This is a genomic window from Photobacterium halotolerans DSM 18316 (assembly GCF_000425165.1).
Taxonomy (GTDB): Bacteria; Pseudomonadota; Gammaproteobacteria; order Enterobacterales; family Vibrionaceae; genus Photobacterium; species Photobacterium halotolerans.
On record NZ_KE384320.1, the window covers coordinates 220,994 to 234,213 of the forward strand.

At 52.7% G+C, this 13,220-nt stretch carries 10 protein-coding genes and 1 tRNA gene; 6 read left to right on the forward strand and 5 right to left on the reverse strand.

Annotated features, from left to right (window positions below):
* Positions 1–5 precede the first annotated feature (5 nt).
* Positions 6–90: transfer RNA gene (locus H511_RS0114230), tRNA-Tyr, on the forward strand.
* Between the two features lie 222 nt (positions 91–312).
* Entirely contained in the window at positions 313–2,052 is a 1,740-nt protein-coding gene (locus H511_RS23480; RefSeq protein WP_081669286.1) for a response regulator, read from the forward strand.
* Positions 2,053–2,083: 31 nt separating this feature from the next.
* On the opposite strand, the gene H511_RS0114240 is transcribed toward H511_RS23480, so the two are convergent.
* Positions 2,084–3,058 carry a glutathione S-transferase family protein gene (locus H511_RS0114240; protein WP_027252905.1) on the reverse strand — a complete coding sequence of 325 codons (975 nt, stop codon included), beginning with the start codon at positions 3,056–3,058 and terminating at the stop codon, positions 2,084–2,086.
* Between the two features lie 180 nt (positions 3,059–3,238).
* Here H511_RS0114240 and xthA point away from each other — a divergent pair, with 180 nt between their 5' ends.
* Both xthA and grxB read left to right on the forward strand, forming a co-directional pair.
* Complete coding sequence (gene xthA / locus H511_RS0114245) at positions 3,239–4,045, forward strand: exodeoxyribonuclease III (RefSeq protein ID WP_027252906.1); 807 nt, start codon at positions 3,239–3,241, stop codon at positions 4,043–4,045.
* Positions 4,046–4,109: 64 nt separating this feature from the next.
* On the forward strand, positions 4,110–4,760 hold the full coding sequence (gene grxB / locus H511_RS0114250) for a glutaredoxin 2 (RefSeq protein ID WP_027252907.1): 651 nt from the start codon (positions 4,110–4,112) through the stop codon (positions 4,758–4,760).
* A 101-nt stretch (positions 4,761–4,861) separates the two neighbouring features.
* Here the strand turns inward: grxB and H511_RS0114255 are convergent, their stop codons facing one another.
* From H511_RS0114255 to H511_RS0114270, 4 genes are all read right to left on the reverse strand, one after another.
* Complete coding sequence (locus tag H511_RS0114255; protein ID WP_027252908.1) at positions 4,862–5,539, reverse strand: ABC transporter permease; 678 nt, start codon at positions 5,537–5,539, stop codon at positions 4,862–4,864.
* 3 nt (positions 5,540–5,542) lie between these two features.
* Positions 5,543–6,283 (reverse strand): ABC transporter permease, encoded by a 741-nt coding sequence (locus H511_RS0114260; protein WP_027252909.1) that lies wholly within the window; start codon positions 6,281–6,283, stop codon positions 5,543–5,545.
* Between the two features lie 141 nt (positions 6,284–6,424).
* Complete coding sequence (locus H511_RS0114265) at positions 6,425–7,201, reverse strand: ABC transporter substrate-binding protein (RefSeq protein ID WP_027252910.1); 777 nt, start codon at positions 7,199–7,201, stop codon at positions 6,425–6,427.
* A gap of 115 nt (positions 7,202–7,316) precedes the next feature.
* Positions 7,317–8,087 carry an ABC transporter ATP-binding protein gene (locus tag H511_RS0114270; RefSeq protein ID WP_027252911.1) on the reverse strand — a complete coding sequence of 257 codons (771 nt, stop codon included), beginning with the start codon at positions 8,085–8,087 and terminating at the stop codon, positions 7,317–7,319.
* Positions 8,088–9,204: 1,117 nt separating this feature from the next.
* On the opposite strand from H511_RS0114270, the gene H511_RS0114275 reads away from it, so the two are divergent.
* Both H511_RS0114275 and pflB read left to right on the forward strand, forming a co-directional pair.
* Positions 9,205–10,695: a DUF3360 family protein gene (locus H511_RS0114275; protein ID WP_027252912.1), complete on the forward strand. Its 1,491-nt coding sequence runs from the start codon at positions 9,205–9,207 to the stop codon at positions 10,693–10,695.
* Between the two features lie 140 nt (positions 10,696–10,835).
* Positions 10,836–13,112 carry a formate C-acetyltransferase gene (gene pflB, locus H511_RS0114280; protein ID WP_027252913.1) on the forward strand — a complete coding sequence of 759 codons (2,277 nt, stop codon included), beginning with the start codon at positions 10,836–10,838 and terminating at the stop codon, positions 13,110–13,112.
* The last annotated feature ends 108 nt before the right edge of the window (positions 13,113–13,220 follow it).

Genomic DNA, 13,220 nt, shown 5'->3' on the forward strand with positions numbered 1-13,220 from the left:
CCCGTGGAGGGATTCCCGAGTGGCCAAAGGGATCAGACTGTAAATCTGACGGCTCCGCCTTCGAAGGTTCGAATCCTTCTCCCTCCACCATCTTTCAAGCCAGCGCATCACGCTGGCTTTTTTTATTCCTCTTTGTGACCATCCAGCCACTATTCTTCAATTCTCACTTCTGCGACTTTATGATTTCTTGCCCTCTGATCGCCACATAGCGCAATTTTTCAACACAAAAACCGACTACACTCAGTCTATCTGAAAGTGTGACTGCCGCCACATTTGCATGCAGTTGCATTCTGGTTGCTCTGAGGACACAGGATGGCTACCCGATTGCACACCATGAGCCTAGCTCCCCCGCCCTGGCATAAGCTGAAAGTCCTGCTGGTCGACGATCAGCCCAGCGCCCAAAGCCTGATGAAAGGGGTGTTAGTGCAGATTGGCCTGCGTCACATTGACACCGCTGCCAACTATCGCGAAGCCATCAGCCATTGCCAGCGCTCGGCCTATCATCTGCTGCTGGTCGATTTTCATTTGGATAACACCCTGACAGGCAGCGAATTGCTGACCCTGCTGCGGAAAAAACAGCTGCTCAGCGCCGATTGCGGGATTGTAATTTTTTCGGCAGACACCAGTGCACGAGTGGTGCTCAATGCGCTGGCGGTCGAACCGGATGCCTTTGTCACTTTACCGCTGCCGCTCAACACACTGCAGCAAAAGCTGGGCCACGCATGGCGCAACAGTCAGGCCCGGCTGCCTGTGTATCAGCAATTGAGTGAACATGGTCTGGATCAGGGGATCCAGCACTGTAAACAGCAACTGCTGCAGCACGGCCCGGATTACCAGCTGGAAGCTCTGCTGCTCGATATGCTGATGGAGAAAAAAGACTGGGCGCTGGCCCGGCGTTATATCAGGCTGTTTCAGAGCTATCATCCCTCAATCAAAGTCACGCTGGCTGAAGCCAGAGTTGAGCACCAGTGTGGTGATTCAGCCAAAGCCCAGCAGCTGCTGACATACCTGATCGGGAAACACCCTCTGTGCCTTGAGGCGATGGATTTGCTGGCGAACTATCAGGCCGGGCAAGGGCAACCGCTACAGGCACTGGCCACAGCCCAGCGGGCACTGAAACTGTCTCCCTCTGCCAGTCACAGAGCCCTGCAAGTCGCGCAGCTGGCCGCAAAGTGCCGGCAACCGGACGCATTCGCTCAGGCCGGGCTCTCGCTGGCCACCCATTTACCCATTATTGATGTTGGCTGGATTATCTGCCTGGCCGAATTCAGTGCCAGCTTCGAGCAATTGTATTTCAGTCTGGATGATCAGCGCGCCCGCCGTCAGCTCCACCGGACTCTGACCCAGATAGCCCAGCGCGCCCATCACAGATTACTGCCTGCACAGCGCCCTTTTCTTTATTGCTTCAAGCAGTTACTGAATGCCCGATTGCTGCTGGCACAAGGCAAAACGCTGAAAGCCAAGCGCCGTCTGCTGCTCGGCTTATCCGGCTATTTTGAACGCCTCAATAAGCTGCCGTCGGTGATTCTGGCCGATGCGCTGCCGCTGCTGTTACAACTCGGCGAAACCCGTTTGATTGCGGATATCTGTCAGGTACTCAAACACAGAGACAGCTTTGACGGTCACAGCCAGTTAAGGCTGCAGGCATTGCGGGAAAACAGCCATGCCTTTGACGCATTGCGCTGGCTGGAGTCCACCTTCAAGCACGCGCAGGCCATTCGCCACTCGCAACCATCCCAGGCGCTGTTTCATTTTGATGCCATCATTCACGACTATCCGCTCTGCAGCGAAGCGCATCTGGGACGTCTGGATTGCCTGCTCAGGCTGCAAGAGCCTGGTCTGGCAACCCGTGTGCGTTCCAGCCTGCTTGCCGTCAGCATGATGCCTCTGCCTGATGCGCTGGCTCAGTGGCGCAGCGAGATACTGGGCCGAATGCGCGCCAGCAGACAATCCGATCCTGCGACAGGCGGTTTGTCTGTGCCACTGCCTTACTCAGTGAACCGGGACTTGCCGCCGGTCCGCATTGAAATCTGGGCGCCACTGCTCCATTAGGAGGTTGCATTAGGCCTGCATGGGGTCTGCATCAGGACGTCAGCTTGAATCTGCCCCTGTCGTGCGGCGAATCCAGATCCAGCTCTGGCCCCAGAGGCACCACGCCGGTTGGATTGATCATCTGATGGCTGAAATAGTAATGGCGCTTGATGTGGTAAAAATCGACCGTTTCAGCCACGCCCGGCACCTGATACAGCTCCTTCAGATAACCCTGTAAATTCGGATAATCGGCAATGCGCTGCTTATTGCACTTAAAATGGCCCACGTACACGGCATCAAAGCGGATCAGCGTGGTAAACAACCGCCAGTCGGCCTCTGTCAGCTGATTACCGGTTAAATACCTGTGATTGGCGAGATGCGCATCGACTTTATCCAACGCTGTAAACAACTCAGAATATGCCGTGCTGTAAGCCTCCTGAGTGGTGGCGAAGCCGCACCGGTACACACCGTTATTGATCGACGGATAAATAAACGCGTTCCACAAATCGATTTCGGCCTGAACCGACCGGGGATAGTAATCATCCTGGTTACCGGTGATTTCGTTGAAGGCGCTGTTCAGCATGCGGATAATTTCGGAGGATTCATTGCTGACTATGGTGTGGGTTTCTTTGTCCCACAACACAGGCACTGTCACCCGGCCGGTATAATCGGGTTTGGCTTTGGCGTACAGCTGGTGCATAAAGTCAAAACCGTACAGAGGTTCCGGCTGCGCAAACTCCCAGCCATGTTCCAGCATGTCCGGGCTGACTACAGTGACCCCGATATGCGGCTCCAGTCCTTTCAGGGTACGGAATATCAAGGTCCGGTGCGCCCAGGGGCAAGCCAGCGAGACATAAAGATGATAACGGCCGGATTCCGCCTTAAAGCCTTGCTGGCCCTGTGGTCCCTGACTGCCGTCCGCCGTTAACCAGTGGCGAAAGCCGGCATCTTCACGCACGAATTCGCCGTCGCTTTTATCTGTGTCGTACCACACATCGTGCCACACACCTTTGATCAGTTTACCCATACTCGCCTCACCGTTGATTTCACTTGCCTTGATTATAGGTAAGGCAGGGTCAGCAGTCGGCGCAGAAAATCCGGTAAAGATCATCAAGATATTCGAACAGATCAGCGCCGGCCTTACGCGATGACAAGCAACTGTGCTAGGATGGCTTCATTCTAAACCCTGACAATACAGACGCATAAAATGAAAGTTATTTCTTTTAATATCAACGGATTAAGAGCAAGACTCCATCAACTGCAAGCGGTGATCGATAAACACCAGCCGGATGTGATCGGCCTGCAGGAAATCAAAGTACATGACGACGCTTTTCCGCTGGAAGAGGTAGAAGCCATGGGCTACAAAGTCTACCACCACGGCCAGAAAGCCCATTACGGTGTTGCGCTGCTGTGCAAGCAGGAACCGGTTCATGTCCGTAAAGGGTTTCCCACCGACGATGATGAAGCCCAGCGCCGGATGATCATGGCCACCTTTGAGCAGGCAGACGGTAAAACCGTGACTGTGCTGAACGGTTACTTCCCTCAGGGTGAAAACATCAATCACGAAACCAAGTTTCCGGCCAAAGAAAAGTTTTATGCCGATCTGATGACCTACCTCAATACCCATCACAGCAATGATGAAGAGCTGGTGGTCATGGGCGATATCAATATCAGCCCCATTGATCTGGACATCGGCATTGGCCCGCAGAACGCCAAGCGCTGGCTGCAAACCGGTAAATGCTCCTTCCAGCCGATTGAGCGCGAATGGCTGAAAACCCTGATGGACTGGGGATTTGTCGATACCTTCCGTCAGCTTCATCCCACCGCGGATGACAAATTCTCGTGGTTTGACTACCGCTCTAAAGGTTTTGACGACAACCGCGGCCTGCGCATTGATGTGGTTCTGGCGACCCCGTCGCTGGCGGCCCGTTGCCAGGAAGCCGGTATTGATTACGAACTGCGCGGTATCGAAAAGCCGTCTGATCACGCACCTATCTGGTCTGTTTTCAACTAATCAGCGCCATAAATCCACTGCCGGCCCCCTTCATCCGGGGCTGGGTTTGACGAGGTTTGAATAAATGAAACTCTTTGTTTTCGATCACTGCCCGTATTGCATTAAAGCCATGATGGTGGCCGGGCTGAAAAAAGCCGGTGTTGAGCTGGTTTTCTTGCAAAACCATGATGTGCAGGCGCGCATTGATAAAGTGGGTGCCAACATGGTGCCTATTCTGCAAAAACCTGACGGCAGCTATATGGCTGAAAGCCTGGATATTGCCCGCTATCTTGACGGGCAGGACGGTCAGCCTCTGCTGGCTGAATCCCGCCATGAGGCACGCATTGCCGAGTGGTACGACGCTGCCCGGCCTTTCAGCAGCCGTTTAGTGTATCCGCGCTGGCTGATGATTGACCTGCCTGAGTTTCAGTGCCAGGAAGCCAAAGACTGGTTTGAAAGCAATAAGTCAGCCATGATCGAACAAAGCTTTGATGACGCCTTTGCGCAGACAGCGCAGTACCTCAGTGGTATGGAAGAAGTACTTGCTCAGCTCGACTGGCTGACCCTGCCTTCCGAGCGTGAGAATGTGCTTAGCTATGACGATGTCAATCTGTTCCCGACCTTAAGAAACCTGACTGTGGTCAAAGGGCTGACGTTCCCTTCCCGGGTGCGCCAGTACCTTGATCAAGTGGCCGCGCTGACGGGCATCAGCCTGTACGATGCAGTGGCGGTGTAGGTCGCAGTGTAATCGCTGATTTCACCATGCGATAAGATGCCATAAAACAACTAAGCCAAGGCAGGTGCCTTGGCTTATTGTTTGATGCGTGAGGAATCGTATCAGCTCAGCGCTTTCATGTGGCGCAGGAATCGCCCTTCAAGCTTGCGGAAAGCCCAGATCACAGCGAAGGTCAGCACCATGTAACACAGCCCTGCAAACAGGTAGGATTCAAATGGCGCGTAATAGCGGGAGTTCACTATCCGTGCCGCACCGGTCAAATCGACAATGGTCACGATACCGGCGACCGCCGAGCCGTGGATCATGAAGATCACTTCATTACTGTAAGCCGGTAAGGCGCGGCGCAGCGAGCTTGGCAGTATAATCCGGCTGAAAGCCTGCCAGTGACTCATACCGTAGGCTTTCGCCGCTTCCACTTCCCCTTTCGGCATACTGTTGATGGAGCCCCGCACGATTTCTGCAGTATAAGCGGCAGTATTGAGCACAAAGGAGACCAGGGCACAAAACCAGGCATCTTCCCAGAGCGTGCCTTGCACATTGAGCAGCTGACTCATGCCGTAATAAATCAGATACAGCTGCACCAGCAGTGGCGTGCCACGGAAGAAGTAGATGTACGCCCAGGCCGGCCCTGAAATCAGCGGGTTCTTGCTGTTTCGTGCCACACCGATAGGAATGGCAATCACCAGACCAATGGCAAGTGCCAGCGCCACCATCCACAGTGTGGTGTAAAAACCTTGCAGATACAGCGGCCAGCTATTAGTCAGAATACTAAAGTCCATCTCTTACCTCGTATGGATACTGAACCGACGCTCTGCCCACTTCAGTACCGAAGTGGAAAGCGAGGTAAATACAAGAAACAACACGGCAATTGCCAGATAGAAGGTAAAAGGCATCTGAGTCGTACCGGCGGCCAGCGCCCCCTTACGCACCATGTCATCCAGGCCAATGATAGAGACCAGTGCTGTGGTTTTCAGCAATACCAGCCAGTTATTGCCAAAGCCCGGTAAGGCATGGCGGATCATTTGCGGTAACAGGACACGGCGGAACGACATCGCACTGCTCATGCCGTAAGCTTTCGCGGCTTCCAGCTCGCCTTTATCCACCGCCATAATGGCACCGCGGAAGGTTTCCGCCATGTAGGCGCCAAAGATAAAGCCAATGGTCAGTATACCCGCGACGAAAGGACTGACTTCGATATAGTCAGGCAGATAAGCCGTCCATTCATGGCTGGGATCTGACGACGCAAAATAATTGTTCAGCCACTCATTGATGCCATACAAACTGTTGTTCAGCAGTACCTGACCGCCAAAGAAGATCAGCATCATGAGTACCAGATCAGGAATACCGCGGATGACTGTGGTGTATGTGGTCGCCGTTAACCGGGCCAGGCGATATCGTGACAATTTTGCCAGCGCGCCCATCATGCCCAATACCATCGCCAGCACCAAAGACAGCAAAGCAACCTGCAAGGTCACCCATGCGCCTTCGATCAACGACCATTCGTATCCTTTTAAATCTAACAAGGGGTCACTCCTTTAAACTGCAAAGAGTCAGCGACAGATAGTAAAAATGCCGAGCCACCCTCGACCCGGCACTCATTCGCTTCATCACATCGCTCGTACACCGGGAGACAAATGTTATGTCTCTGAGTCCATTGTCAGCGATCAGTCACCGTATACGTCGTAAGAGAAGTACTTAGATGCCAGTTGCTGATAGACGCCTTTTTCGCGCAGCGACAGGATGGCTTTATCCAACTGTTCGGTCAGATCTTTATCCTGCTTACGGGTTGCAATCCCGAAGCCTTCACCGAACCACTTAGGATCAGTCAGAGAAGGGCCGATGAACTCAAACTCTTCGCCGCCCTCTTTGTTCAGCAGACCTTCTTCCAGCGCTGAAGCATCACCCAGTACGGTGGCGATACGGCCGGCTTTCAGATCCAGGTAAGCGTCATCAAAAGAGCCGTAGCGGACGATCTCAACAGAATCACCGTAGTTGTCGGTCAGGTATTTGTCGTGCGTCGTTGCACGCTGAACACCAATTTTCACGCCTTTCAGGCCTTCTTTGCTGAAGTCAATCTGTGTGCCTTTCTTGGCCACATATTTGTTAGGGATCAAAGCGTATTTACCGGTGAAATCAACTTTCTTTTTACGCTCTTCAGTGATCGACATCGCAGCAATGATGGCATCGTATTTACGCGCCAGCAGAGACGGGATAATACCGTCCCAGTCCTGAGCGACGATCTTACATTTTGCTTGCAGCTCTTCACACAGCGCATTGGCCATGTCGACGTCAAAACCTTTCAGTTCACCGCTTGGCTCGGTCCAGCTGAATGGAGGATAGGCGCCTTCGATACCGAAACGAATTTCTTTCCACTCTTTCGCTTGAACTGAGGTGGCCCCCAGAGCAGAAACGACGGCGGCAGCCAAAATCCATTTTTTCATTGTCTTACTCCTGTTGTATTTGCATCCATCCCGTTTGTGAGCGAGGGATGGTTGTAAACCGCTGAAACAGCGAAGTTGTTAATTATCGGGTCTGAGTAAAACTCACATCCCTATTTTAGTAAATGGAGGAAATAAATTGTTTTAATCTATCTGAATCCGGATTCTGGAACAGCTTTTCAGGGTGTCCCTGCTCTTCAACCAGCCCCTGGTGTAAGAACATCACCTGATTGGACACATCGCGGGCAAACGCCATTTCGTGTGTCACCACCAGCATGGTGCGTCCTTCCTGGGCCAGATCCTGCATGACGCCCAATACTTCACCGACCAGTTCAGGGTCAAGGGCGGAGGTAGGTTCGTCAAACAGCATCACTTCGGGGTCTACCGCCAGTGCACGTGCAATGGCAGCCCGTTGCTGCTGACCGCCGGAGAGATGACCCGGGTAATAATGGCGTCTTTCATACAGACCCACTTTCTTCAGCAAGGCTTCGGCTTTTTCGATGGCTTCCGCTTTAGGTACACCGAGGACATGAACAGGTGCTTCGATGACATTTCCCAGTACAGTCATGTGTGACCAGAGGTTAAAGCCTTGAAAGACCATGGCCAGACGGGAGCGAATGCGCTGCACCTGACGATCATCGACAGGCAGGAATTCGCCCCGGCGATTGTTCTTCATTTTGATCAGTTCGCCATTGACCCAGATTTCACCCTGAGTTGGCGTTTCCAACAGGTTAATACAGCGAAGAAATGTACTTTTACCTGAACCAGAAGAGCCAATGATAGAGATAACATCCCCGCAATGCGCAGTGAGCGATATCCCTTTCAATACTTCATTCTGGCCAAAAGATTTATGTAAATCCTTTACTTCAAGCGCTACTGCTTCTGTCATGCGCTTTGTCTCCTGTTGCTTGTCAAACCCAAATACTGCACCTGAAACGAATGATGCAAATGTGGCTGAATGCGCTGAATACTGTCGGCTAACGTCTTTATGCATGATAGTGAAAGTTCGCATCACATCACTATTAACACTACACCAACATTAGCAGAACGATATTAGTTACCCATTGTTATTGCTGGTAACTCATCACTAATACACGCCACGGATAACTTTATCTTTTTATCAAGCCAGTTAGTGACGCTACCATTCATCCTGCTCCTCTCGGTAATCCGACAGTGAGATAGTCTGTTTTCGCAGCCCTTTGACGAAGGTATCACCACGAACTTTGCTTGACAACATTTTGTTAACTTTCGGATTTTAGCATTATAAGATGGAAAAATCGCATATTTAATCAATAAACCACGGCGAGCGATTATTTAATAAGCGCAATAGATTCTCACTATTTTAGTATAAAAAATCAGTTTCATACATCAGGCCGGATTATCCGCTGCGAGCGATAAAAAGAATAAACATCAGAGGCCGATAAATAAAAGCACAACAGGGAGTCTTCTGAATTTACGGGTGAAAAAGACAACGGCTTTGATTACGCCAGGATGTAATCGATCTCGGGCCATGAAGAGAATAACAATCCTCCCGCAGCCAATCATTCCTTCTGTTTGCCTCAGCAAAATGAAAGTGGGCAAACATGCAGAATGAGTAACTGATAATGTGCTTTACGCTAAATATAAAATTCGTCATAACATGACGAGGCTTGCAGAAATTGAATTTGCTCCTCACGCGAAAATGGTCGCAGAGGACACAAACAGTGCGTTTTTCTGCGCCGTATTCTGTCCGCTCCCCCTTTCTTCTGCTTAGTAAGACTGAAAGTTACGTAAAAAAATTACACACAATCCCAAAACGCCCCGTTTCGCCTCACCAAATACGGGTATTTCCGTAGTATTCCTTCAAACAAAAGACTTGGATGATCAGGATCAACTTTTCGTGGGATCCCGGGGAGTACACTGTCTGCATTATCAGTAATTGATACCAGAACATATATCTGCACTGGATTAAGGCCATCCCTCCGGTGCAGAACACAAGAATTATAAACTTGTAGAACGAGGCCCTTATGTCATCAAACCTTCAATTCGGTGACGTCCAAACCGAGGTGGATCCCGAGCGTTATTCGGCCCATCACAGACCCGCCAGCCACTTTTCCAGCCGCTCCCGGTATCTTGACCATGAGCTTCAGATCCTGAATCCGCGCCGGTGGGCTCTGAACCTGCCCGGCCGTGATTTCCGTTTTGAGTGGGAAGATCTGGTGCCCGCGGTAGCCGGTACTATCGGCATTATTGCGATGTATTCGGCCGTGATGTCCTCTTATGCCGCAGCTTACGGGCTTGGCCCGGATTTCGTGGTTGAGAACGTCAGGGTAGAGATGCTGGTATCGGCATCGCTGTTTTGTATTCTGGTATCCGGTTTTCTGAACCCGCGCGCCAATCTGGCGGGTAATCATGGCCCGATGATCCCCATGATAGGCATGATTGCCGCCGCCGGCGGCCACCCGCTGGCGCTGGCTATTTTACTGGGCGGTTTCGGCCTGGCGCTCAGCCTGTGTAAAGGCGGCTCCCGGCTGGTCAAACTCACCAGTGACGGCGTGGCTGGCGGGCTGCTGATCTTCTTGGGTTTTGTCGGCTCCAGCGGCCAGATAAAAAGCCTGCTGAGCTGGGGCAGCGACATCAATATGGGCTATATCGCCACTTTCATCCTCTTTGTCTCTATTGTGCTGTATGCCTTTCTGGCCCGTATCGGCAAGCGCTGGCTGGCGATTCCTGTCTGCGCAGTGACTGGCGGCATCATCGCCGCCATCATGGGCGCCCCGTTCGAGTTCCATACCACACCCGGTTTGCCCAATCTGAACCCGGCCTATTGGTGGGGATCGACAGAAACAGGCTGGAAACTGGGCATGCCGACCATGGCGCACTTCATTGCCTCGCTGCCGTTTGCCCTGCTGGCCGTTGCCATGTGGTCGCCCGACTTTCTTGGTCACCGCATTTTTCAGGAAATGAACTACCCTGAAAAAACCGAGAAAGCCCTGATGGATGTCGATGACACCATGACAGGTTGCTCGGTTCGTCAGATAGTCGGCGCGGCATTTGGCGGCGGTAATGTCACCTCGTCCTGGGGGACATATATGATCCCGGCCGCCATCGCCAAACGCCCGATTCCGGCCGGTGCCATTTTACTGGGCAGCATATGCATCATTGTGGCTATTATCGGCTACCCTATGGATATTGCGATCTGGCCGCCGGTGATGACGATTGCCCTGCTGGCCGGTGTGTTCCTGCCGCTGCTGGAAGCCGGTATGCAGATGGTAAAAGATGCCAGGTCCAGCCAGTCGGCGGGGATCTGCATTTTCGCCTCCATGGCAGTGAACCCGGTGTTCGGATGGGCTGTCACTATGCTGCTGGATAACAACGGTCTTATTGGTGACAAAGAGCGCCCGAATCACCTGACACTGGCTGACCGCATCATCATCCCGGGCCTGACACTACTGGTGTGCCTGGGAGCCATGCTGGCAGTTGGCATGATCCCTGGTATCCCCGCCCTTCTGGGATAAACGGAAAAACAAAACGTTCCGACCTGTCAGTGCGGTAAATCAAAAAGCCGCACTGACAGAGATGATACAAATTGCACAGGCTGCGGGCTAATGGCAGCACTTGCAGACATTTTCTACTGACGAAAACAGGTAGGTAAAATATGGCAGATCAATTTGCTACGGCTTGGGAAGGCTTCAGGGCCGGTGAATGGCAAAGCGAAGTCAACGTCCGTGACTTCATCCAGAAAAACTACACCCCTTACGAGGGCAATGAAGACTTTCTGGTCAGTGAGGGCACAGCGGCAACCCAGAAGCTCTGGGCTAAAGTGATGGAAGGCATCAAACAGGAAAACGCCACACACTCTCCTGTTGATTTCGATACGTCCATCATTTCTACCATCACCGCACACGATGCGGGCTATATCGACAAGACACTGGAAACTATCGTCGGTCTGCAAACGGACGCCCCGCTGAAACGGGCTATCATTCCTAACGGCGGCATCCGCATGGTTGAGAGCTCCTGTAAAGCTTACGACCGCGAGCTGGATCCTCAGGTGAAGAAAATCTTCACTGAGTACCGCAAGACCCATAACCAGGGGGTGTTCGATATTTATACCCCTGACATCATGAAATGCCGTAAGTCAGGGGTGCTGACAGGTCTGCCCGATGCCTACGGCCGTGGCCGCATCATAGGCGACTACCGCCGTGTCGCCCTGTACGGTATTGACTATCTGATGCAGGACAAACTGGCTCAGTTTACCTCGCTGCAAGCGCGTTTCGAGAAAGGCGAAGATCTGCAGATGACCATGCAGCTGCGCGAGGAAATTGCTGATCAGCACCATGCGCTGGCACAGATGAAAGAAATGGCCGCCAAATACGGTTACGACATTTCGCGTCCGGCCGAAACCGCGCAAGAAGCCATTCAGTGGACTTACTTCGGCTATCTGGCGGCGGTGAAATCGCAAAACGGGGCGGCGATGTCACTGGGTCGCACCTCGACCTTCCTGGATATCTACATGGAGCGGGATCTGGCAGCCGGTAAGATCAGCGAAGAGCAGGCACAGGAAATGATTGACCACTTCGTGATGAAACTGCGTATGGTGCGTTTCCTGCGCACCCCTGAGTACGATGAACTCTTCTCCGGCGACCCGATCTGGGCGACAGAGTCCATTGGCGGTATGGGGGTTGACGGCCGGACACTGGTATCGAAAACCAGCTTCCGCTTCCTCAATACCCTGTACACCATGGGGCCAAGCCCGGAGCCGAACATCACAGTGCTCTGGTCTGAACGCCTGCCGGAAGGCTTTAAGAAATTCTGCGCCAAAGTGTCTATCGATACCTCGTCTATCCAGTATGAGAACGATGATCTGATGCGCCCGGATTTCAATTCAGACGATTACGCCATTGCCTGCTGTGTCTCGCCTATGGTGGTCGGTAAGCATATGCAGTTCTTCGGCGCCCGGGCCAACCTGGCAAAAACCCTGTTGTACTCCATCAACGGCGGTGTGGATGAAAAACTGAAACTGCAGGTCGGCCCGAAAGCGGCCCCGATGACGGATGAGGTGCTGGACTATGACAAAGTGATGGCCAGTCTGGATTCTTTGATGGACTGGCTGGCGACACAGTATGTCACCGCGCTGAACGCCATTCACTTTATGCATGACAAATACAGCTACGAAGCGGCATTGATGGCACTGCACGACAGAGACGTGCGTCGCACCATGGCCTGTGGTATTGCCGGCCTGTCGGTGGCGGCGGACTCCCTGTCTGCCATCAAGTACGCCACAGTGAAACCGGTGCGCGATGCAGACGGCATTGCCACTGACTTTGACATCGACGGCGACTATCCGAAATTCGGTAATAACGATGCCCGTGTCGATGACATCGCCTGCGATCTGGTCGAACGCTTTATGAATAAGATCCGTAAGCTGAAAACCTATCGCGATGCCATTCCGACTCAGTCTATTCTGACCATCACCTCCAACGTGGTGTACGGTAAGAAAACCGGTAATACCCCGGACGGTCGCCGTGCCGGTCAGCCCTTCGCACCGGGTGCCAACCCTATGCACGGTCGCGATGAAAAAGGCGCAGTAGCCTCGCTGACCTCCGTGGGTAAACTGCCGTTTGCGCACGCCAAAGACGGTATTTCTTATACCTTCTCTATCGTGCCCAATGCGCTGGGCAAATCGGACGATAGCCGCCGTGCTAATCTGGCCGGTCTGATGGACGGTTATTTCCACCACGATGCCGGTATTGAAGGCGGCCAGCACCTGAACGTCAATGTGCTGAACCGTGAAACACTGGAAGATGCCGTGAAGCATCCGGAGAAATACCCGCAGCTCACCATACGGGTGTCCGGTTATGCGGTACGCTTCAACTCACTGACGACTGAACAGCAGCAGGACGTGATTGCACGTACCTTTACTGAGTCGCTGTAAACCCTTGCCGGGCATCAGCTGCCCGGCACTGCACTTTCCCCGCGGCTTGCAAGAGTCGCGGGGATTATACTTAAACAGCCATGCCATTTTTTATCCGGGAGCGCCACG

What these genes read in the sequence shown, in the direction of transcription:
- H511_RS23480 (WP_081669286.1), top strand. Translation starts at nt 313, where the DNA reads ATGGCTACCCGATTGCACACCATGAGCCTAGCTCCCCCGCCCTGGCAT.
- H511_RS0114240 (WP_027252905.1), bottom strand. Translation starts at nt 3,058, where the DNA reads ATGGGTAAACTGATCAAAGGTGTGTGGCACGATGTGTGGTACGACACA.
- xthA (WP_027252906.1), top strand. Translation starts at nt 3,239, where the DNA reads ATGAAAGTTATTTCTTTTAATATCAACGGATTAAGAGCAAGACTCCAT.
- grxB (WP_027252907.1), top strand. Translation starts at nt 4,110, where the DNA reads ATGAAACTCTTTGTTTTCGATCACTGCCCGTATTGCATTAAAGCCATG.
- H511_RS0114255 (WP_027252908.1), bottom strand. Translation starts at nt 5,539, where the DNA reads ATGGACTTTAGTATTCTGACTAATAGCTGGCCGCTGTATCTGCAAGGT.
- H511_RS0114265 (WP_027252910.1), bottom strand. Translation starts at nt 7,201, where the DNA reads ATGAAAAAATGGATTTTGGCTGCCGCCGTCGTTTCTGCTCTGGGGGCC.
- H511_RS0114270 (WP_027252911.1), bottom strand. Translation starts at nt 8,087, where the DNA reads ATGACAGAAGCAGTAGCGCTTGAAGTAAAGGATTTACATAAATCTTTT.
- H511_RS0114275 (WP_027252912.1), top strand. Translation starts at nt 9,205, where the DNA reads ATGTCATCAAACCTTCAATTCGGTGACGTCCAAACCGAGGTGGATCCC.
- pflB (WP_027252913.1), top strand. Translation starts at nt 10,836, where the DNA reads ATGGCAGATCAATTTGCTACGGCTTGGGAAGGCTTCAGGGCCGGTGAA.